The organism is Halopenitus persicus (genome assembly GCF_900107205.1).
In the GTDB taxonomy this organism is placed as follows: domain Archaea; phylum Halobacteriota; class Halobacteria; order Halobacteriales; family Haloferacaceae; genus Halopenitus; species Halopenitus persicus.
The window spans coordinates 335645-356437 of record NZ_FNPC01000003.1 but is presented as its reverse complement, the minus strand read 5'-3'; the positions used below and the strand labels follow the sequence as shown (position 1 = coordinate 356437).

The following is a 20793-nucleotide window of genomic DNA, read 5'->3' as shown; positions in this document are numbered from 1 at the left end:
ATGGAACGGGCTTGCGGACCGGTAGCGTGACGGACGGTGAAGCGGCGAAGAACGCGAACGATTTATAAGCTATTTCGGCGACCGCTACGCAGCGATCGTGGACTCGGCATCCTCACGGGCGTCCTCCGACGCCGGCTCCTCGCCGTGTTCCGCTTCGCCTCGCTCCGACTCGATCGCGCCCGCCAGCGCGTCGGCCAGTTCGATGACGGCCGCCTCGTGGTCGGCCCGCGAGCCGCGGATCGACATCGGGGAGGTGTCGAGGTCCCGATACGTCGACAGGTCCTCGGTCGCCAGCGTTCCCTCCTCGTAGAGGTCCGTCGAGACCGTTCCGAGCAGGTCGTGGAGGTGGATGAGTTCCTTCTTTTGCATACCCATTAAAAGGGGATCCACACGGGTAAATCCGTCGCCGATCTGAGGACACATCGTTGTGGCCAGGGTCGGCGTGTGAGCCTCGGCGACCCGTCAGCGGGACGATCGGAGGGATCCGCGACGGGCGGTAGTCCGGGTTCGTCGCCGAATATAATCAATATTACTTATAAACTAAGGATCTGCAAGGATCGTTCATTGTGAATCCATAGCAAGCCATAATAGGTGCCCCTCGTAAGGTTCGAACACGTGCCCACGGCGGGCTCGACCAATTATGACTGACAACGAACTCATCTGGCGAATCTCCGGGGGATCCGGCGACGGGATCGCCTCGACGAGCCAGAACTTCGCGAAGGCCCTGATGCGATCGGGGCTGCACGTGTTCACGCATCGGCATTATCCGTCGCGGATCCGCGGCGGTCACACGTACACGGAGATCCGGGCGGCCGCGGACCCGGTGACCTCCCGCGGCGACGGCTACAACTTCCTGCTGGCGCTTGGCGACTCCTTCGCCCGGAACCCCCAGGAGGAGGCCGTCTACGGCAACGAGGAGATCAAGCCGCTCTCGGAGAACCTGGACGAGCTCCGCGAGGGCGGCGTCATCGTCTACGACGAGGGGCTGCTCGACCCGAGCGACATTCCGGACTTCGATGAGCGCGTCGAGGCGAACGACTGGCACGTCTACCCGCTCGACCTCCGCGGGCTCGCCCGCGAGCAGGGACGGGAGGTGATGCGCAACACCGCCGGCGTCGGCGCGACGTGTGCGCTGATCGGGATGGACCTCGGGCACGTCGAGGACCTGATGAGCGACGCGATGCCGGAGAAGATCCTCGAGCCGAACCTGGAGATCCTCGAGACCGCCTACGAGTCGGTCCTCGAGGAGTACGACGCGGACGCCCACGACGTCACGGTGCCGACCGGCGAGCACGAGGAACAACAGGTGCTGCTGTCGGGGTCGGACGCCATCTCCTACGGCGCGATCGACGAGGGCTGCCGGTTCATCGCGGGCTACCCGATGACCCCGTGGACCGAGGTGTTCACGATCATGACGAACAACCTGCCCGAGCTGGGCGGGATCTCCGAGCAGGTGGAGGACGAGATCGCCGCGGCCGCGATGGCGGTCGGGGCCTCCCACGCCGGCGTGAAGGCGATGTCGGGCTCCTCCGGCGGCGGCTTCGCGCTGATGTCCGAGCCGCTCGGGCTCGCGGAGATGACCGAGACGCCGGTCGTGCTCGTGGAGGCGATGCGCGCCGGTCCCTCGACCGGGATGCCGACGAAGCCCGAACAGTCCGACCTCGAGCACGTCCTCTACACCTCACAGGGCGACTCCCAGCGCGTCGTGCTGGCGCCCGGAACCATCGAGGAGGCCTACGAGCAGAGCCGGCTCGCCTTCGAGATCGCCTACGAGTACCAGATCCCGGCGATCCTGCTGTACGACCAGAAGCTGGGCGGCGAGATGCTGAACGTTCCGAAGAGCCACTTCGACCGCGAGCCGAACGCGGACCTCGGAAAGACGCTCTCGGAGGCCCAGCTGGCCGAGCAGCCGCACACGCCCGACGGGAAGTTCCACCGCTTCCAGCACGAGGCCGACGACGGCGTCTCGCCGCGGTCGGTTCCCGGCCAGAAGGGCGGCCGCTACCTCGCGACCGGCAACGAGCACGGCCCGAGCGGCCACATCAACGAGGACCCCGACAACCGGACCGCGCAGATCGACCGGCGGCTCGAGAAGCTCGCGGCGATCCGCGAGCGCCTCGACGGCGCCGGAACGCAGACGTATATGGGCCCCGAGGAGGCGGAGTACGGCATCCTCACGTTCGGCAGCCAGCAGGGGACCGTCCGCGAGGCGGTCGAGGTGCTGAACGCGGACGGCCACTCCGTGAAGGCGCTCGGCGTCTCGGACATGCTGCCGTTCCCGAACGCGGAGGTCGAGGCCTTCATCGAGAGCGTCGACGCGGTGCTCGTCGTCGAGATGACCGCCTCCGGCCAGTTCCGCGGGCTCGTCCAGAAGAACCTCGGCCGGTACGGCGAGAAGCTCTCGAGCCTGTTGAAGTACAACGGCAACCCCTTCGAGCCCGCCGAGATCGTCGACGGGTTCGAGTCGATCGTCGTCGAGGGGAGCGGCCTGGACAGTTCCACGACCACCTTCGTACCCGCGGCGGGTGATTAGACATGAGCGCATTCTCAGCCATCGGCGAGGAACGGGAGATCGACCGCGACGAGTACACGCCGGGCGTCGAGCCCCAGCCGACGTGGTGTCCGGGCTGTGGCGACTTCGGCGTCCTGAAGGCGCTCAAACAGGCGCTGCCCGAGGTCGGCCGCACCCCGGAGGAGACGCTGCTGTGCACCGGGATCGGCTGTTCGGGCAAGCTGAACAGCTACCTCGACTCCTACGGGTTCCACACCATCCACGGCCGGTCGCTGCCGGTCGCGCGGGCGGCGAAGCTCGCCAACCCCGGCCTCGAGGTCATCGCGGCCGGCGGCGACGGCGACGGCTACGGCATCGGCGGGAACCACTTCACCCACACGGCCCGTGAGAACCACGACATGACCTACATCGTGTTCAACAACGAGATCTTCGGGCTCACGAAGGGCCAGACCTCCCCGACGAGTCCGAAGGGCCACAAATCGAAGACCCAGCCCCACGGCAGCGCCAAGGAGCCGGTAAAGCCGCTCTCGCTGTCGCTCAACGCGGGCGCCTCCTACGTGGCGCGGACGGCCGCCGTGAACCCCAACCAGGCCAAGGACATCCTGGTCGAGGCGATGGAGCACGACGGCTTCGCGCACGTCGACTTCCTCACCCAGTGTCCCACCTGGAACAAGGACGCGCGCCAGTACGTCCCCTACATCGACGTCAACGGGTCCGACGACTACGAGTTCGACGTCACCGACCGCGTCGAGGCCGCCGAGATGATGCGGACGACCGAGCAGGCGCTCTACGACGGCGAGGTTCTCACCGGCCGCTTCTACGTCGACGAGGAGCGACCCTCCTACCAGCAGGAGAAGCAGGCGATCGGCGAGATGCCCGAGGAGCCGCTCGCGGAGCGCTACTGGGACGACGACTACGAGTGGGAGCGTTCCTACGACCGCTTCCTCGACAAGCACGCGTAGTCGAACGGCACGAAAGCAGATCCCCGCCGGTCGCGTTTCGAGACGCGATCCGGAAGGCTCGACCACGCCTGACCGAACGCCCGCCCACGACGGAATCCACACCGGGGGCGAAAAGACTCTTTGTCGGTTCGCAAGGTATTTTTCCCGTGACGCGAAAGAAACGCGTATGAGCACCGTGTCGACGGAGGAACGCATCCTCTCCGTGTTGGAGGAGGACGCGCAGGCCTCCTACGCCGAGATCGCCGACCGCGCGGACGTCTCGAAGCCGACGGTTCGCAAGTACATCCGGCAGCTGGAGGAGGAGGGCGTCATCGTCGGCTACTCCGCCGACGTCGACCCGAAGAAGCTCTCCGGCCAGTCCATCGCGCTGGTCGGGATGGACGTCGACAGCGGCCGATACGTGGAGGCGACACGCGCGATCAAGGACCTCCCCGAGGTCGAGGCGCTGTACACCTCCTCGGGCGACCACATGTTGATGGCCGAGGTTCGCGCCGGCGACGGCGACGAGCTCGGCGACGTCATCTCCGAGAAGCTGCTGGGGATCGACGGCGTCACCGCGGCCCACCCCTCGTTCCTCCAGGAACGACTGAAGTAAATAATTATTTATATATTCGGGATATACTCGGTATATTTACTTATAAATAATCGTACAGGTCTCCGGACTGCCGGTCGAACGGTCGACGCTTATGGATCGTCCGAACGGTGTAATCGATCGCGCGATATCCCGTTATATGACCTTTTTATGGCGTTCTAAGCGTTTGGCAGCAGGTGATCAGGATCGGAACGGGACGATCCGGACCGATGCGCGCCGCCGATCATCCAGACACTGTCCATCAAACCGTTAGTTATGTTCGTGAACTATCTACTACATAGATATATACCTTAATCAACCGTTTCGGTATGAGACGGCGATCGGCGGCCGAACTCCGCGTGATCCGCACGGCGGGACGATCTCCGGGAGCGGTCGAAAGTCGAGGAGGAATGACGACGAGACCGGTAGCGTGCCGTGACCGAACCGAATCGGCAACGGAACGCAATGAATGAACGCAGCGAATGAACACGACGAATGAACGCAGCGAATGAACACGACGAATGAACGCAGCGAATGAACACGACGAATGAACGCAGCGAATGAACACGACGAATGAACGCGGCGAATGAACGCAATGAATGAACGCGGCGGGGACGTTCTCAGATCCGGACGAGGACGTCCTCGCCGTCGACGACGCAGTCGAAGGTCCCGATGCGCTTGCCGGAGGCCTCGTGGACGCCGGTCTCGAGGTCCCACTCCCAGAGGTGCCAGGGACACGAGACCGTGCAGTCCTCGACGTTGACGCCGCCGCGCTTCTCGGTCCAGGTGTCCTCGGCGTTGATCTTCCGGTCGCCGGCCTTGTGCAGCGGCGCGCGCTGGTGGGCACACCGGTTGCTGATCGCGTAGAACTCGCCGTCGAGGTTGAACACCGCGATCTCGATGCCCTTCACGGTGTAGCCCTCGCCCTCGCCGGCGGCGATCTCGTCGACGGTCGCGACCTTGGTGAACGCCTCGCGGTCGAACGCCTCGTCGTCGGGATCGGTGACGGTGGTCCCGCCGTCGGCGGCTGTTTCGGTCTCGGCCTCGACGTCGCTTGCAGCCTTGATATCGCTTGCAGCCTCGCCGCAGCCACCGTGATCGCACGTGACGTCGGACGGTGAATCGGCCGTCATCAGTACCCCCGCAGGATCTCCTCGGCGTTTTCGTGCAGCACGGCCTCCCGGATATCGTCGTCGAAGGCGTTCGACGTGTAGAACCACGTCGGCGGGTCCAGCGTCTGGTGGGGCCAGTCGCTGGAGTAGATGAACATGTCCTCCGCCATCGACAGCGTCAGCAGGTCGCTTGCGTGGCCCGCGTTCCGCGGGAGCGCGAACGGCTGCGTGCAGACGTAGACGTTGTCACGCAGGTACTCGCTGGGGGCGCGCTGGAGATACTCCTCGCCGGAGTCCATCTTCCGCGGCGTGATCTTGACGTCGTCGGGATGCATCTCGTAGAACTCGTCCATCCGGTAGCGGAGGAACGGGACCCACCAGTGGCCGCCCTCCTGGAAGACGACGTCCAGCTCGGGATACTTGTCGAAGACGCCCCGCATGATCATGTTCACGATGTTGACCATCGTGTGGAGCGGCCAGTCGAACCCGAGGACCTCCGTCCAGGTCAACATGTCGTCGCCGATGTAGGAGTGCTGGGGCCAGTAGGCCAGCGACCCGTGCAACAGCAGCGGCAGGTCGTGTTCGACCAGCGCCTCGAAGACCGGATCGAACTGCTCGTTGCCCCACGGAACCTTCGGGTCGAACCAGGAGTAGGCCGCGACGATGCCGTCCTCGTCGGCGACGCGCTCGATCTCCGCGACGGCGTACTCGGGGTCCCACTTGGGGACCATCATCGACGTGGAGATGCCCTCGTCGACGAAGTTGTCGAGCATGTAGTCGTTGGCCGCCTGCGCGACGGCGTTCTTCAACACCGGATGGTGCTGGAGGTTGAGGTTGTTGATCCCCGGGTTGACGATCGGGTCGTCGACCGCGATGTTCTTGCAGGCCTCCCGGACGTCGGCGGCGTACTTCGCGCGCCCCTGGGTGAACAGCCCCTCCTGGCCCTCCTTGATGCCGTAGGCGGCGTCCCACTTGCCGACGACCGGCGTCGCGCCGAACTCGGTCGTCAGCTTGTCGAGGGCGCGGTCGTCCTCCACGTAGGCCAACAGCTCGTCCTCGACCGGGTTGACGTGGAAGTCCATGTCGATGATGTGGTCATCGAACGCCTGCTCGGGGACTTCCGCGTCGGCGTCCAGTCGCTTGACTGATGATGCCATACGACATCATCGTCGATCATCATATATGAAATTTGTGTTCCAGCGTCGCTCACGCGTTCCGATGTCGGTCGATGTCGGTCGATGTCGGTCGATGTCGGTCGGTCGACAGTCGATGTCGGTCAATGTTGGTCGACGGCGGTCGATGGCGGTCGACGGTCGAGGACGAACGGCCGCCAGCGGAGTGCGCCGTCGTCCCGATCGGGGTCTCGCTCGGCCCCGTACGTCGACCCGTCGTTATCTAATGGAGAACAAGTAGTTCGACACGGGGGCATCACACGCGATCGTCGATCGGCCGTGTCGGCTCTCCTGGCGTGAAGTCCGCCGATGGCTCGCCGGAGTGTGGGGAGCAACGGCCGTTTTCGGAGACGTAATGACACATATATGGTTGTAATTTACGGATCGTGAGTTCCGTTCTCTAATAGTGAGATCGATCGGCGCCGATCTCCGTCGCGGGCGCCACGAATTTATATCAATAGTATTTTAAATACTTAATCATATATGTTGAATAATTTATTTATAAACCGGGCTGATTTCTGAAACCCTCAAAACCGGCATTTTGACCCAATATAACTGAATTCTCGAATCAGGAGTTCATATGTCCGGGACTTATTCCTATTTCTATATTATTTCCGTCTCTTTTATATCAATTTATAGTCGTGCGCTCGTATCGAACCGGATCCCGAACCAGTCCGCTCACCCGTTGGCGGCGAGGCCGTTCACTTCCGCCCTCCGTCCGGCCGACGTTTAAGACGCCCGCGCGCCAACGGCCGGTCGATGGACGGGGACACGCTCCCGGGAACCGAGCCCGCCATGACGGGAGCCGACCGGGTGGTCCTCCACGTCGACATGGACTGCTTTTACGCGTCCTGTGAACGCCTGCGTGCCCCGGCCCTCCGCGGCGAACCGGTCGTCGTCGGAATGGGGTACGAGCCCGGCGAGACGATCGGCGCGGTCGCCACCGCGAGCTACGAGGCCCGCGAGTTCGGGGTGCACAGCGCGGATCCCATCTCCCGGGCCCTCGAACGCCTCCCGCGCCGCGTCGACGCCGACGCCGCGGACCCGGACGCGCCGAATCCCGAGGACACCGCCCACTACCGCCCCGTCGACCTGGACTTTTATAAGTCGGTCGCGGCGGACGTGAAGGCGGTGTTGCACGACTGCGCGGACGTCGTCCGCGAGGTGAGCATCGACGAGGCCTACCTGGACGTGACGGACCGGACGTCGTGGGACGTGGCCGACCAGTCCACCGGGAGCCCGGACAGCGCAGCCGCCGGCCCGGCGGAACGCCGGACGCTCGCGGAGGGCTACGCGAGATACGTCCGCGACCGGATCGAGCGCGAGGCGGGCGTGCCCGCCAGCGTCGGCGTCGCGCCCAACATGTCCGCCGCGAAGATCGCGAGCGACCACGACAAGCCCCAGGGGTTGGTGGTCGTTCCGCCCGGCCGAGTCCGGGCGTTCCTCGCGCCGCTGCCGACCGAGGCAGTGCACGGCGTCGGGCCGGTCACGGCGCGAACGCTGGCCGAGATGGGGATCGAAACGGCGGGCGGCCTGGCCGATGCTGACCCGGCCGATCTCGAGGCCGAGCTGGGCGAGCGCGGCCGCGAGCTCCACGACCGCGCCCGCGGGGAGGACGACCGCGAGGTGACGCCCACCGGACTCCCCAAGAGCCTCTCGCGGGAGTCGTCGCTCCCGCCGACCGACGACGAGGCGACGAAACGCGAGCGCGTGACGGCGCTCGCGGCTGACGTCGCCCGCCGCGCCCGCGAGCGGGAGTGTCTCTATCGAACCATCGGCGTGAAGGTGGTCACGCCGCCGTATGAGGTGAACACCCGCGCGCGGAGCCTTCCCGGCCCGGTCGACGACCCGGAACTGGTCGAGGACGTGGCGCTGGACCTCCTCGGGGAGTTCGCCGACGACCGGGCCCGCAAGCTGGGCGTCCGCGTCTCCAACCTCGATTTCGCCGACAGCGACCAGTCGACGCTGACCGGGTTCGATGGCGGGTCCGAAGGCGACGAGCGATCGAGGAACCGATCGGCGAACGTGGGCCGGCGTGCCGGAACGGCCGGCGCCGACGCCACGGTCGCCGACGCCTCCGCCGGCCCTCACGGCGAGTCGATCACCGACTGGATCGACCGCGGATCGTCGACCGACTCCGGGGGCGAGGAGACCGGAAGAGGCGAGGAGACCGAGGGAAAAGAGGAGACCGGGAGAGGCGAGGAGACCGCGGGAAAAGAGGAGCGGAACGAGGTCGGCCCCCCACGGGATCTCGAGGGACAAGCCTCGCTCGGCGAGTTCGACGCCGAATGACGACGGGTCCGTGTTCGTCGGACTCGACCCGGCGACGGATCGTGTCAGACGGACGTCGGACGCGGGCGAAGGTCTTTGAGGACCGGCGGGCGTCGTTACGGTAATGAGCGAGGACAACGCCGAGACGATCCACGTCGCCGACGTGAGCGACGGGGTCGGGGGGGATGCGGAATCGGAGCCGGGCGATCCGGTCGAGCTGCCCGTGGTCGACGTGCTGACCGGGCGGTCGTTCATCACGGGCAAAAGCGGGTCCGGGAAGTCGAACACCGCCTCGGTGCTGATCGAGAACCTGCTCGAGGACAACTACCCCGTGCTGATCGTCGACAGCGACGGGGAGTATTACGGGCTCAAGGAGGAGTACGAGATCCTCCACGTCGGGGCCGACGACGAGTGCGACATCGTCGTCTCGCCGGAGCACGCCGAGAAGATCGCCACGCTCGCGCTCGACCAGAACGTCCCGATCATCCTCGACGTCTCGGGCTACCTCGAGGAGTCGGTCGCCTCCGAGCTCATCCTCAACGTCGTCAAGCACCTCTTCGCGAAGGAGAAGAAGCTCAAGCGGCCCTTCCTGCTGGTGATCGAGGAGTGTCACGAGTACATCCCCGAGGGCGGCGGGATGGACGAGACCGGCAAGATGCTGATCAAGGTCGGCAAGCGCGGGCGCAAACACGGGCTGGGGATCGTCGGCATCAGCCAGCGTCCCGCGGACGTCAAGAAGGACTTCATCACCCAGTGCGACTGGCTCGTCTGGCACCGGCTCACCTGGGACAACGACACCAACGTCGTGAGCCGGATCCTCGGATCCGAGTACGCCGACGCGATCGAGGACATGGGCGACGGCGAGGCGTTCCTGATGAGCGACTGGGACGAGTCGATCCGGCGCATCCAGTTCCACCGCAAGCAAACCTTCGACGCCGGCGCGACCCCCGGTCTCGAGGACTTCGAGCGGCCGGAGCTGAAGTCGGTCTCCGGGGACCTCGTCTCGGAGCTCGAGACCATCTCGGACGAGCAGGCGCAGCGGGAGTCCGAGCTGGCCGACCTCAGACAGGAGCTCGAGAAGAAGCGCGCGCGCATCAACCAGCTCGAGCAGGAGCTCGAGGAGGCGCGGGACCTCTCCCGGATGGCCGACCGGTTCTCGCAGGCGCTCCTTCGACGCTCCGAGGCCTCATATCGGGGCGGGGCCGGCCGGGATCGTGCTGCCGACGGAGGCGCGGACGAAAACGGCGGAACCACGGACGCGAACGCCGACCGCGAGGACCAGTCGACCCTCGAGGATCACGAGCGCCGGCCGGGTGCCGAGGAACGGAGTGACGGGGACGGCGGAGACGGCGGACGGAACGTGGACGGCGAAGGCGACGGACGGAACGTGGACGGCGAAGACGGGATGGAGGCCGATGACGACCCGGGTAACACCGCGACCGAGCCCGCGGCCGCGACGACGGCGGACGACGACGTCGTCGACTCGATCGAGTGGATCGAGGAGCCGGAAGCGGTGGCGGGCGACGGCGACCTCGCGGACGTGCTCGACGACGCCACCGCCGACGCCGCCGATGGCGACGTCCCCGGAATCGACGACCTCGACCCGATCGCCGCCGCCGACGTCGCGGAGAGCGCGCTCCGGTTCGACGAGGCGATCGATCTGGGAACACGGGAGGCGGTGGTCGAGAACCTCCGCGACCGCGTCGACGCGCTGTCGGAGATCTCGACGGCGATGCTGTGTCACTACCGCCGTGAAGGGACGAGCGACCCGGTCACCGCCCACATCGCGGCCGGCGGCGACGGGGACACCGAACACGCCTACGCACGGCATCGCCCCCTTCGCCGGTCGGGACTCGTTCGTCACGTGGACGGCAGCCGCTACGAGTACGGGATCCCCTGGCTCGTCCGGGAGGCGTACGCCGACCGCCTCGAGGAGGACGCGGTCGCCGGGATGGTCGCCGCCGTCGAGGACGCCTTCGTCCCGCCCGCAGAACGCGGTTCCGAGGCCACGGACGGCCCGATATCGACCCCCGTCCCGGAGGAGGCCGACGCGGCCGCCGCGTCCCGGATCGAGGCGTCCCGGATCGACGCGGAACTCGAGTCGGAATCGCCCACGACGAACGCCGTCGACGCTCCGGATGCCGACGAGCCGGACTCCGAGGAGGTCGCCACCTCGATCGCCACGCCGGGGTTGAGCGAGACCGCCAGGTCGATCGCGGCCGATTCGGGAGCGAACGGCGACGCGGACGAAACCGCCGAGGTGGCAGCCGGCGCGGACGAGCCGGTCGACGCACACGCGACTACAGACGGCGACGCGGACGTCGACGAGAGCGAGGCCGCCGGCGCGGGACTCGAGGAGGACGCCGAGGTCCTCTCCGACCCGGACGACGCCGAACCGTCCGAGGGCGACGGCGCGGCGGGCGATGACGCGGCGGACGAGTCCGATGACTTCGACCCGGCCGCGGACGACGCCGAGATCGTGGACCCGGAGGAGTAGTCGGCGCCTCCGGTTTCGAGGGTCGAAGTTCCCCGGACGACGACCGACGCCACGATGCCGAGGCACCGAGTCCGGCGTCACCCGACTCCGGATCACCCATCGGCCGGTTCCTCATCGGGCGGGGTGGATCCCCCGCTTCCGGTCCTTCGTGACCGAGTCGCGCGCTTCTCGAGTTCTCCCTTGAGCCCGGTCGCGTCGAAGTCGTGATCCGGACGCATCGCGACGAAATCCAGGAACCGGCGGGCGTCGAGCAGCTCCGCAGTGGTGTAAGCGGTCAACGCGGCCGCGATCGTCTCCCGCGGACCGATGAGCGGCTCCAGCGAGGCGAGCGCGCTCGCGAGGTCGTACGCGCGGGCGTCGTCCCTGGCGTCGTCGGCGACGTTCGTCGCGTCGATGACGTAGATCTCGCCGTCGAGTATCAACACGTTCTCGGCCCGGAGGTCGCCGTGGGCGAGCCCCGCGTCGTGGATCGTCCGCAGCGTCTCGAAGAGCGCGGGGGCGAGCTCGCGCTCGCGGTCCGTATCCAGCTCGTCGAGCGACCGGAACTCCGGGAGGTACTCCAGGACGAGCACGCCGAGCCCGTCGATCTCGAGCGCCTCGATCGGCTCGGGCGCGTTGACGCCGAGGTCACGGAGCCTCCGGGTCGCCTCGAGCTCGTGGCGAGCCATCTCGTAGGGCGTCTCGAACCGCTCGAAGAAGCCCTCGGTTCCCGAGGAGAACGCCCCGAGGTTGCGCCCGGTCGTGAACAGGGCGTGGACCAGCGTGTTCTGTCTCGTGATCACCTTCACGAAGCGGTCGTCGTCGAGCACCATCGGGGTCGACAGCCAGTTGTCCGCGTCGAGAAAGCGGACGTGCACCGTCTCGCGGTCGTATCGGTCGGCGAGCTCAGCGGCGACTCGTTCGATCTCGGGCCAGCCGATCCGCCCCCGAACGAGTCGCTGCAACTCCATACGCGACCCACGGCGGGGACGCGGATAAACGGCACGCCCTCTCAGCCACTATCCGGGCCAGATTGAAGAATGAGTGGAAGTGATTCGAGTCGCTCATCATACAATCATTCACCTCAGCAGTGTACCGACTACGTCGAGTGGGACGGTGTGGTGAAGAGGTGACTTTTATCTGAATGATGCTGGTTGAGGTTAATACACACCACAATTATAAATTTAAAATACCATTAGTATAATTGATAAATACTCCAGATATGATTCATCGGTACTGCATAACGGCGTAGAATGCCGGTTCGCAGCTGATCGATAAAAAAGGCCAACGAGCCTCGAGGTTTTTAAATCTCTCTGCAGTATTACTCGGATATTCCTAAGTAACTCTCCTTGATGTTCTCATCCGCGGTGAACTCCTCCGTGGTTCCTTCAAACACGATCTCACCCCGATCAAGGACGTACACTCTATCCGCCAGCTCAATGGCAGTTTCAACGTTCTGTTCGACGAGCAGGATCGTCAGCCCCCGTGATTTGAGATCGGCGATGATTCCAGCGACCTCGTCGACGATCTTGGGTGCTAACCCCTCAGTTGGTTCGTCCAACACCAATAATTCCGGACCGGAGACGAGTGCTCTCGCGATCGCTAACATTTGCTGCTCACCACCGCTCAATGCACTTCCCGGTCGGTTCTCCTTCCCTTCCAAATTCGCAAACAGCGAAAGGGCGTCATCAACGTCCCAGCCTTCGTTGTGTGTTGTTCCTACTTCCGAGATCTTAGCGTTCTCCCGGATCGAAAGACCGGGGAATATCTGGCGATCCTCCGGGACAAGGGTGATTCCTTGCTGTGCCGTTTTGGCGACGTCCCTCTGTGATATATCACTACCACGATAATTGATAGTACCTGTAGTCGGTACTAAGTGGCCCATAATTGTACGAAGGGTGGTCGTTTTCCCGGCTCCATTTCGCCCAATGAGCGCAACGACTTCACCCTCGTCTACCGTCATAGAGATTCCGTTCAGAACCTCCGTTTCGCCATATCCCGAGCGGACGTCATCCAACTCCAGGAGGTGGGTATGGGAGTTGCTTGATCCCATTGTCAGGGTTCCCCGAGATACACTCGATTCACTTCCTCGCTATCGGCGATTTCGTCGGGGCTTCCGACGGCAAGTGTGGCCCCGTTGTGCAGGACGGTGATCCTATCGGCCAATTCCATAACGAGGTCGATGTCGTGTTCAACGAGTACAAGCGTCTTATCGGCTAGTATACCTTGTAGCATCTCGATCGTCGCCATCGTATTTTCTCTACTCATCCCTGCTGTTGGTTCGTCCAAGAGCACGACCTCCGGGTCGGTTGCGAGCACGATGCTGATCTCCAGTCGACGTTTATTTCCGTACGATAGGGCGGATGCTTCCGTATCGGCGTATTCCATTAGATCCGTTTGTTCGAGCACTTCGGCGGTCCGACGTTCTATGTCTTCAAACGTAGCTGTTGGACTGAACAGTTTATCGACGACTCCGAGATCTCGATACTGTCGTGATTGAATTCCTAGCCGAATGTTCTCTTTAACCGTGAGATTTGTGAATACATCAGATATCTGGAACGATCTGCCAAGTCCGTAATGGACTCGCTGTTCCGGGGTCGTATTGGTTATATCTCGTCCGTTCAAAATGATCGATCCGCTTGTCGGACTGAGTGCTCCCGAGAGCAGATTGAATAGCGTCGTCTTGCCTGCACCGTTCGGTCCGATAATACAGTGGAAGCTGTCCTTTTCAACGGTGAGATCAACCTCATCAACGGCGACTAATTGGCCGAACTGACGTGTGAGTCCTTGAGTTTCGAGGGCTATGTTTGTCTCCCTTTCAGTCGTCATCGATCTCACTCCTTTCGAATTTTTGCTCAGTAATGTCGATGATTCCTCTATCCCTCAGATACGGGCCAATCGATACTATCCCTCGAGGGATATAGATGACAAATAGAATGAATATTGTTCCAAGGACCATCCGCCATTGCTCGATATACGTGGATAACAGGTCTTCAAAGAAGATGAATACGCCAGCTCCAAGCATCGGTCCATATAGCGTGCCGATGCCGCCCAAAACGGCCATCACGACGAGTTCACCTGATCGAAGCCAATGGAGGACGTCCGGTGAGACGAAGCCGTTGGAGATCGCATATAGTCCTCCAGCGAGTCCAGCAAGTCCTCCGCTAAGAACGAACGCATTGCGTTTGTGAGCAGTAACGTTGTACCCGACGAACCGCGATCGTTTCTGGCTTTCCCGAATGGATTTCAATACGCTTCCGAACGGTGCTACCATAATACGACGGACGAGGAGGAAGGAGCAGACTGCGATCACGACGAGAAGATAATAGAACACTTCCGCGCTGCTAATGCTGATCGGCCCCGCCGACAGTGAGAGATCTCCAACCGCGACGCCGATGCCCGCAATACCATACATCGGGGTCGCTCCATAGAGCCCCTGGCTACTGCCGGTCCACTCGAACTTGTAGACTAAGTTGTAGAACACCTGGGCGAACGCGAGCGTGATCATCGCGAAGTAAATTCCTGACACGCGAATCGAGAGGTAACCGACGACCCAAGCAATTATCGCGGCTACGATGATCGCGAGTACAAGAGCGACTAGCACGGATGGCGTGAGATGTATCATCGTAAGCATCGTCGTGTATGCCCCGAGCCCATAGAACATTGCATGCCCGAGTGAAACCAGGCCAGCGTACCCCAATACCAAATCGAGACTGAGAGCAAACAGAGCCCAAATCAGGATATCACTCGTTATCGAAACGATGTACGGTGAGTACAACACGTTCGTTCCAAGTGGAATCACGAGCAATGCGCCGACTACGGTGGCGCCGACACGCAGTCGTTGTGACTTCGACAAGATACCACCGCTACCGGTGGATAACGTCGTATGCTCCCCTCCGGCTTCTTGCCATTCTGGATCCCCAAACAAACCGGAGGGCTTGACCAGGAGAACAGCGATCATCAGCAAGAAAACGACCAATCCTTCCAATAGAGGAACGTATGAGCGCGTGAGGGTTTGAATAACCCCAACCAGCAGCCCACCTGCAACTGCGCCTCGGAAACTACCAAGTCCTCCAAGAACGACGATCACGAAGGCTGGAATAATAACGGAGTGGCCCATTGCGGGGGATACGGATTGGTACCCTCCTAATACGACACCACCGGCCGCGGCGATCGCTGAACCAACACCGAAAACGAGCGTATAGTACCGATCTATTTCGATCCCCAGGTTTTGGACCATCTCTCGGTCCTGAGCTCCCGCTCGAATGACCAAACCAACACGCGTGTTATTCAGACCGTACCAAATTGCCCCCGCAAGTGCGAGGCCGAAAGTGATGATGAAGAGGTTATAAAGGGAATAACTGAATCCGAATATTTGGATGGAGCCCGCCAATGATGGAGGTCCCGAAAACTGCTGTTGTTGACGGCCCCAGAGTAACACGATTATATCAGCAATGACGAGGACGAGTCCGAAGGTGAGGAGGATCTGATAGAGCGGATTCCGTCCATAAAGGGGCCGAATAGTGAACCGTTCGATGGCAGCTCCGATAATCCCGACGAGTAGCGGGGCAACCACGAGTGCTAGCCAGAATCCCGGACCGCCGAACGGGGCTGCCAGCGAGATGGCGAAGTATGCCCCCAGCGCGAAGAGTTCACCATGGGAGAAGTTGATGACGTCCATTACGCCGAAGATGACCGACAGTCCGGCAGCTATGAGAACGTAGACGACCCCGATCGTCAGTCCATTCAATAACTGCTCAAATAGAAGCGACATTTTCTGTGTTATTAGAGGCTACAATTGACCTCACTGCACGGTGCGACTGCTTCCTGTCCGCTCTTTTGAGAGAGAAGTTCGACGCTACTCGATCCTCCCTGGTCACTTGGTACGTTCCTCCCGACCCAGACGGGATTAGTAGCTTGATTATTACATTCGCGGTAGGTATTGGAACCGAACACCGAGGATACTTCTTGACCGGGGAGCGAATCCTTAACCGTTGCTGGACCTGTATCGTCAGCTTCCTGGATACCCTGTGCCGTCATCCATATCGCGTCGAATCCGGCACGAGCGAAGGCATCGGGATTGCCGTCGTATTCCTCCTGGTATCTCTCGACGAAGTCCTGGTTGGCAGGTGTGTCGATCTTTGGGTCGTAGCGGACGCCGCCATAAGTTCCGTTCGCTGCCTCACCGAGCGCATTCCGGATAGCCTGCATACACATCGTCGGACTGGTGATCGTCACGGTCTCCTTGAGACCAGCATCGACCGCTTGCTTGACGAAGGTGATCAGATCACCTCCGGCGAGACCAAGGACGACGAACTCCGCTTCCGAATTTTCGATCTGGCTGATGTAGGACGAGAAGTTCGTCGCACCGAGCTGCGAGGTTGACCGCCCCACGATGTTTACACTGGCGTCGGAGGCTTGCATCTGCTCAGTGAACGAGGTATTAATGTCCTTACCGTAGGAGTAGTCCGCATAATGAATCCAGCCCTGGGTGCCGATATTCTTCGGGATCCAGGGGCCGAACGCCCGTGCGATCTGACCAGAGTGGGTTTCTGCTCGAAAACTCCATTCGTTACAACCGCTGCCGGTGATCTGAATCGCCCCTCCACCGGGAACCCAGAGAATCTCCTGTTCCTGCGCGAAGGAGTTGATCGCTAAGCTCGCTGCGCTTGAGACACATCCGGAGAGGTAATCCTTGTCGTCCTGCTGAACGAGCTTTTGTGCCTTTTGCCTAGCCGTCGAGACTTCCGATTTCGTGTTCTCGAAGGTGGCATCGATGGTGAAATCAAATTCGTCGCTCTCGTTGATTTTCTGGATACCCAACTCGTACCCTTCGCGTTGATTCGACCCGAGCCCGGAGTATGGTCCCTCCATCGGATTCATAATTCCGAATTGGAGCGTAGTTCCTTCCCCACTACCCCCAGTACAACCTGCCAACCCAGCAGTAAGCGCGATTCCTCCAGCTCCGAGCGTCTTCAAAAACGTTCGTCGATTACTTCGGTCCGATGGGTAACTCTTATCGTGTGACATACGTCTAGCATCCTGGTTAAACTACTACAATAAATAGTTTACTGATAGGTATATTATGTATCAGACATCCGTCTCAAGTGGACCGGAGGCTCTAATATTAAGGACAAGAATTATATGATGCTAGATCACCTCGCACTGTATGGAGTGTGCCAACGGGTCCGTTACTGTTGAGGAGTCCGGGGAGATCGCACAGATAACCCTGGACAGTTCATCCGAGGTGAATGCGATCGATTTGGAAACGTCAAAAGACTTTGCAGAGGCAGTCGAGCACGTGGAAACGGGAGGATATCGGGCGGCAATCATCAAAGGATCAGACGGAATGTATTGTGCCGGCGGTGATCTCTCCCAAGACCCGGAAACGTTTATCCAAGCAGTAAACGTGTCCATCGACGCCATCATCGAGATCCATCAATCCGGGACGCCATACATAGCAGCTATGGAAGAGATCGCGGTCGGTGGCGGTCTGGAGATCGCGCTCGGTTGTGATCTCCGCATCGCTGCGGCGGGAACGACCTTCGCGCTACCGGAGGCGTCACGCGGAATCATCCCACCGGCCGGCGCGGTTCGCTTCCTTGCCCAATCGGTCGGGATCTCCCGTGCGAGGGAACTATTGTTAACAGGCCGCTCGTTTAGTGCGGCTGAAGCCGAAGAGTGGGGCCTCATTGTAGAATCAGTCGAGGAGGATTTCTCCGCGGAAACGATGAAACTCGCGGAATCGGTTGCATCCCAATCACCGGCTGCAGTCTCAGCAATTACGAAATCATTGAACGAAGCATATCCCGATCCGATCTCGTCCGCGAAGTGGGACCTCGAACTCGCGAGGTGTCTCGCTTCGGACGAGGATTTCAAGGAAGGCCGGGAGGCGTTCTTTGAAGACCGAGAGCCGGAATTCTAAAACCAGACTGAGTCACAGCAATAGATATATTTAAGTATAATCAGTTCACGGCATACACTGCGAGCAATGTCAACACCATACAACGATAACGTTTTTTCTGAGATCGAGACTCGTCCGTGGAGTGACGTTCAGGAACTACAGGAGGATTTACTGATCGAACAGGTGAACTACCTCGCTGAAAACTCGGATTTCTATCAAGAACGGTTCAATGAATGGGGCATTGATCCCGATTCCATTGAGACCGTTGAAGACTTCAGGCAGATCCCGTTCACCGTTAAGGACGACGAACGGGAAAACCAGACGACGTCGACACGTGATCAGCCGCTCGGAGCTCACCAAGCTGCCGATCGAGATGAGATCAATCGAGTGATGTCCTCATCCGGGACAACCGGCGAGCCGACCTTTTTCGGACTAACTGACAGCGACCTTGACGCGTGGATCGAAATGTGTGCCCGCTCAGTCTATGCAGCCGGTGTGAGACCGGACGATGTATTCGTCCACGCGATCGGTCGAACGATGGTTCCCGGAGGGCTTCCGTACATCCAAGGAATAGAACGAACCGGCGCAACGGCCGTTCCAGCCGGCGACGGAAGCACCGAACGGATTCTGAAAACGACCGAAAAGTTGGACGCGGATGGGTTATTCGGGACTGCATCCTACCACCAGTATCTCATCGATCGAGCTCCCGAAACGGTCGGGAAGGAGGTCGAAGAGATGGCTCTGGACAAACTCATCGGGGGCGGGGAACCCGGAATGGCGAATCCGGAGATCAGACAGCAATTGCACGAGGAATATGGTGCCGAACGCGCCGCAGAGGTGATGGGGATCGGCGACGTCGCCGCAGCCTTGTCCGGCGAGTGTGAGGAGGAGGACGGAATGCATCTCGTGTGTCAGGAATACGTCTATGTGGAACTCATCGATCCTGAGACTGAGGAGCACATCGAGATGGAACCCGGTGCGGAGGGTGAGCTCGTCTACACGCCACTGAACCGAGAGGCGACGCCGCTGTTACGCTTCCGGTCAGGTGATTACGCACGAATCACTGGCGCAAACGAGTGTTCGTGTGGTCGTACCTCCCCGAAGATCCAGGTCATTGGACGAGCTGACGATATGTTGATATACAAGGCGCAAAACGTCTATCCTGCAGGAATTCGTGAGGTACTCGCCGACGTTGAGGGGGCGAGTTCCCGGATGAAGATAATACTGCCCGAAGAGGACAAGGTGCACTTTACCGATCCTATTCCCGTCGAAGTCGTTCGCGAGGAGAACACGGATCGAACGGACGAAGAGATTTCGGAGGAATTCGCTTCGTTGGTTCGCGAGCGACTCAAAGTCCGAGTTGCTCCGTCGATGGTTTCGAGGGAAGACGTCGATCTATCGGTTTACAAGACGGATCTGATACGCGTTGAGAACGACAACTGAGGCGCCAGTCCTCGCTATTCCATTCGCGGGCGTTGTCTCTAGGTGATTTCCACGCATTATGCGGGGCTGTTTCACTCGTTCTACCGAGCCACATCGTCGTTACTTGTCGGTTCGATAAAACCGTTCAGTGATGAATGAACTCGGTCAGGGTTGGGTGTACGTTCAGGCGAAACCGGTGGTAAACGGTACTGTGTGTGACTTGTGTCTCGGGGTCGGAAATCCGTTTATTATATGGAAATATATGTCCCAGAGTAATTGCAAATGCGGTTCCTGATGATTAATATAACAGTCTTCAGAGATCCACCTCCAACGAGCTAGTGATTGATTACAATAGTATGTCTGTAATTTAAGGGTGCTTGACGTCTCCGTCCGTTTCTAATATACTAACGAATTCGGGACCAGGAAAACGCCACACCTTGTGATCTAATTACGTATGTCATTGACGGGCGTGACATCTAGTAGCCTCAATAACTGTTACCTCAGATCGACGATTTGAATCTCTCTCCGTCTTCGTTACATATTCATAAACGCATTTGTCCCTTGGGCATAACATCCAGGTATGACCACCTCAAACCAACTCACGACGGTCCTGACGGCGTTGGAGGTTTTAGAGATACTCGAATCCGAGGGTGAGATCGGTCCATCCAAATTAGCTGAACGATTGGACATTGCTCGTCCAACTGCATATAAATACCTCGCGACATTGACCGAGGGCGGATATGCACGAAATGACGACGGCGTCTACCGACCAAGCTACAAGGTATTGGGTTTGGGTAGTCGATTGAAATATCGACAAACGCTCTTCAAAGTCGGGCAAGAGCCACTTCGACGATTGGCATCCAAGCTCGAGGAGCCCGCGTTTCTCGGAATTGAAGAATCCGGTGAGTGGATCGTTCTTCACAGGGAAGGTGACGTCGCTTCACTAGATTTACGGACCTATTCCGGTCTCCGGCTACCGCTTCATACACACGCGGCAGGGAGAGTCGTATTGGCGAATATGGATCCGGAGCAACGCGATTCGACGATCGTGTCTCAGGAGTTGGAAGCCAGAACGGAAAAAACGACGACGAATCCGAAGGAGTTAGCGACTGAACTAGACCGAATTCGTGAGCAGGGCTACGCCATAACTTGGGACGAACAAGCACTTGGCGTGGGAACCGCTGCGCGACCGATCTCCGCGGAAGGAGAATTTCTGGGCACCGTTTCAGTAGCCACACTTACCTCAAAAATGCAGGATGAAGATAATCAGGATCGAATCCTTCGGCTTCTGAAAGAGGCTGCAGAGGAAACGCTGTTGAACTATCGACATAGATAGTGCGGATCATCATTTCTGGAACCTCGTAGGCGTGTCGTACACGAGTCCTTCTCCG

The 20793-nt window shown here is 60.6% G+C and carries 16 protein-coding genes; 8 read left to right on the top strand and 8 right to left on the bottom strand.

The features are described 5' to 3' along the window. Nucleotides 1–84: 84 nt before the first annotated feature. On the bottom strand, nt 85–369 hold the full coding sequence (locus BLV25_RS06890; protein ID WP_021073946.1) for a UPF0058 family protein: 285 nt from the start codon (nt 367–369) through the stop codon (nt 85–87). A gap of 271 nt (nt 370–640) precedes the next feature. On the opposite strand from BLV25_RS06890, the gene BLV25_RS06885 reads away from it, so the two are divergent. The 3 genes from BLV25_RS06885 (at nt 641) to lrpA1 (ending at nt 4069) form a co-directional block, all read left to right on the top strand. After that, nucleotides 641–2533 carry a 2-oxoacid:acceptor oxidoreductase subunit alpha gene (locus BLV25_RS06885; RefSeq protein ID WP_021073945.1) on the top strand — a complete coding sequence of 631 codons (1893 nt, stop codon included), beginning with the start codon at nt 641–643 and terminating at the stop codon, nt 2531–2533. A gap of 2 nt (nt 2534–2535) precedes the next feature. After that, complete coding sequence (locus BLV25_RS06880; protein ID WP_092731695.1) at nt 2536–3474, top strand: thiamine pyrophosphate-dependent enzyme; 939 nt, start codon at nt 2536–2538, stop codon at nt 3472–3474. A gap of 166 nt (nt 3475–3640) precedes the next feature. Further along, nucleotides 3641–4069 (top strand): HTH-type transcriptional regulator LrpA1, encoded by a 429-nt coding sequence (lrpA1, locus tag BLV25_RS06875; RefSeq protein WP_021073943.1) that lies wholly within the window; start codon nt 3641–3643, stop codon nt 4067–4069. A gap of 596 nt (nt 4070–4665) precedes the next feature. Here lrpA1 and BLV25_RS06870 read toward each other — a convergent pair. Continuing rightward, on the bottom strand, nt 4666–5178 hold the full coding sequence (locus tag BLV25_RS06870) for a Rieske (2Fe-2S) protein (RefSeq protein ID WP_021073942.1): 513 nt from the start codon (nt 5176–5178) through the stop codon (nt 4666–4668). Continuing rightward, nucleotides 5178–6314, bottom strand: coding sequence for an amidohydrolase family protein (locus tag BLV25_RS06865; protein ID WP_021073941.1), 1137 nt, complete (start codon nt 6312–6314; stop codon nt 5178–5180). The genes BLV25_RS06870 and BLV25_RS06865 overlap by 1 nt, the downstream gene beginning before the upstream one ends. 774 nt (nt 6315–7088) lie before the next feature. On the opposite strand from BLV25_RS06865, the gene BLV25_RS06860 reads away from it, so the two are divergent. Next, on the top strand, nt 7089–8621 hold the full coding sequence (locus tag BLV25_RS06860) for a DNA polymerase Y family protein (protein ID WP_092731692.1): 1533 nt from the start codon (nt 7089–7091) through the stop codon (nt 8619–8621). Nucleotides 8622–8724: 103 nt separating this feature from the next. Continuing rightward, complete coding sequence (locus BLV25_RS06855; RefSeq protein WP_256335667.1) at nt 8725–11097, top strand: helicase HerA domain-containing protein; 2373 nt, start codon at nt 8725–8727, stop codon at nt 11095–11097. Nucleotides 11098–11189: 92 nt separating this feature from the next. Here BLV25_RS06855 and BLV25_RS06850 read toward each other — a convergent pair whose 3' ends face one another. The 5 genes from BLV25_RS06850 to BLV25_RS06830 form a co-directional block, all read right to left on the bottom strand. Next, entirely contained in the window at nt 11190–12047 is an 858-nt protein-coding gene (locus BLV25_RS06850) for a phosphotransferase (protein ID WP_021073937.1), read from the bottom strand. A gap of 350 nt (nt 12048–12397) precedes the next feature. Further along, complete coding sequence (locus BLV25_RS06845) at nt 12398–13129, bottom strand: ABC transporter ATP-binding protein (RefSeq protein WP_092731689.1); 732 nt, start codon at nt 13127–13129, stop codon at nt 12398–12400. A gap of 2 nt (nt 13130–13131) precedes the next feature. Further along, nucleotides 13132–13905, bottom strand: a complete 774-nt coding sequence (locus BLV25_RS06840; RefSeq protein WP_092731686.1) for an ABC transporter ATP-binding protein — start codon at nt 13903–13905, stop codon at nt 13132–13134. Beyond that, complete coding sequence (locus BLV25_RS06835) at nt 13895–15850, bottom strand: ABC transporter permease (protein ID WP_092731683.1); 1956 nt, start codon at nt 15848–15850, stop codon at nt 13895–13897. Before BLV25_RS06835 ends, BLV25_RS06840 begins: the two co-directional genes overlap by 11 nt. A gap of 11 nt (nt 15851–15861) precedes the next feature. Further along, a complete protein-coding gene (locus BLV25_RS06830) occupies nt 15862–17106 on the bottom strand; it encodes a substrate-binding domain-containing protein (RefSeq protein ID WP_092731680.1) in 1245 nt (414 codons plus the stop codon). 139 nt (nt 17107–17245) lie between these two features. Here BLV25_RS06830 and BLV25_RS06825 point away from each other — a divergent pair, with 139 nt between their 5' ends. The 3 genes from BLV25_RS06825 to BLV25_RS06815 all read left to right on the top strand — a co-directional run bounded on the left by BLV25_RS06825 (nt 17246) and on the right by BLV25_RS06815 (nt 20738). Beyond that, nucleotides 17246–18001 carry an enoyl-CoA hydratase/isomerase family protein gene (locus BLV25_RS06825; RefSeq protein ID WP_092731677.1) on the top strand — a complete coding sequence of 252 codons (756 nt, stop codon included), beginning with the start codon at nt 17246–17248 and terminating at the stop codon, nt 17999–18001. 66 nt (nt 18002–18067) lie between these two features. Then, nucleotides 18068–19423, top strand: a complete 1356-nt coding sequence (locus BLV25_RS06820; protein ID WP_092731675.1) for a phenylacetate--CoA ligase family protein — start codon at nt 18068–18070, stop codon at nt 19421–19423. Between the two features lie 559 nt (nt 19424–19982). After that, complete coding sequence (locus BLV25_RS06815; protein ID WP_092731672.1) at nt 19983–20738, top strand: IclR family transcriptional regulator; 756 nt, start codon at nt 19983–19985, stop codon at nt 20736–20738. Nucleotides 20739–20793 lie beyond the last annotated feature (55 nt).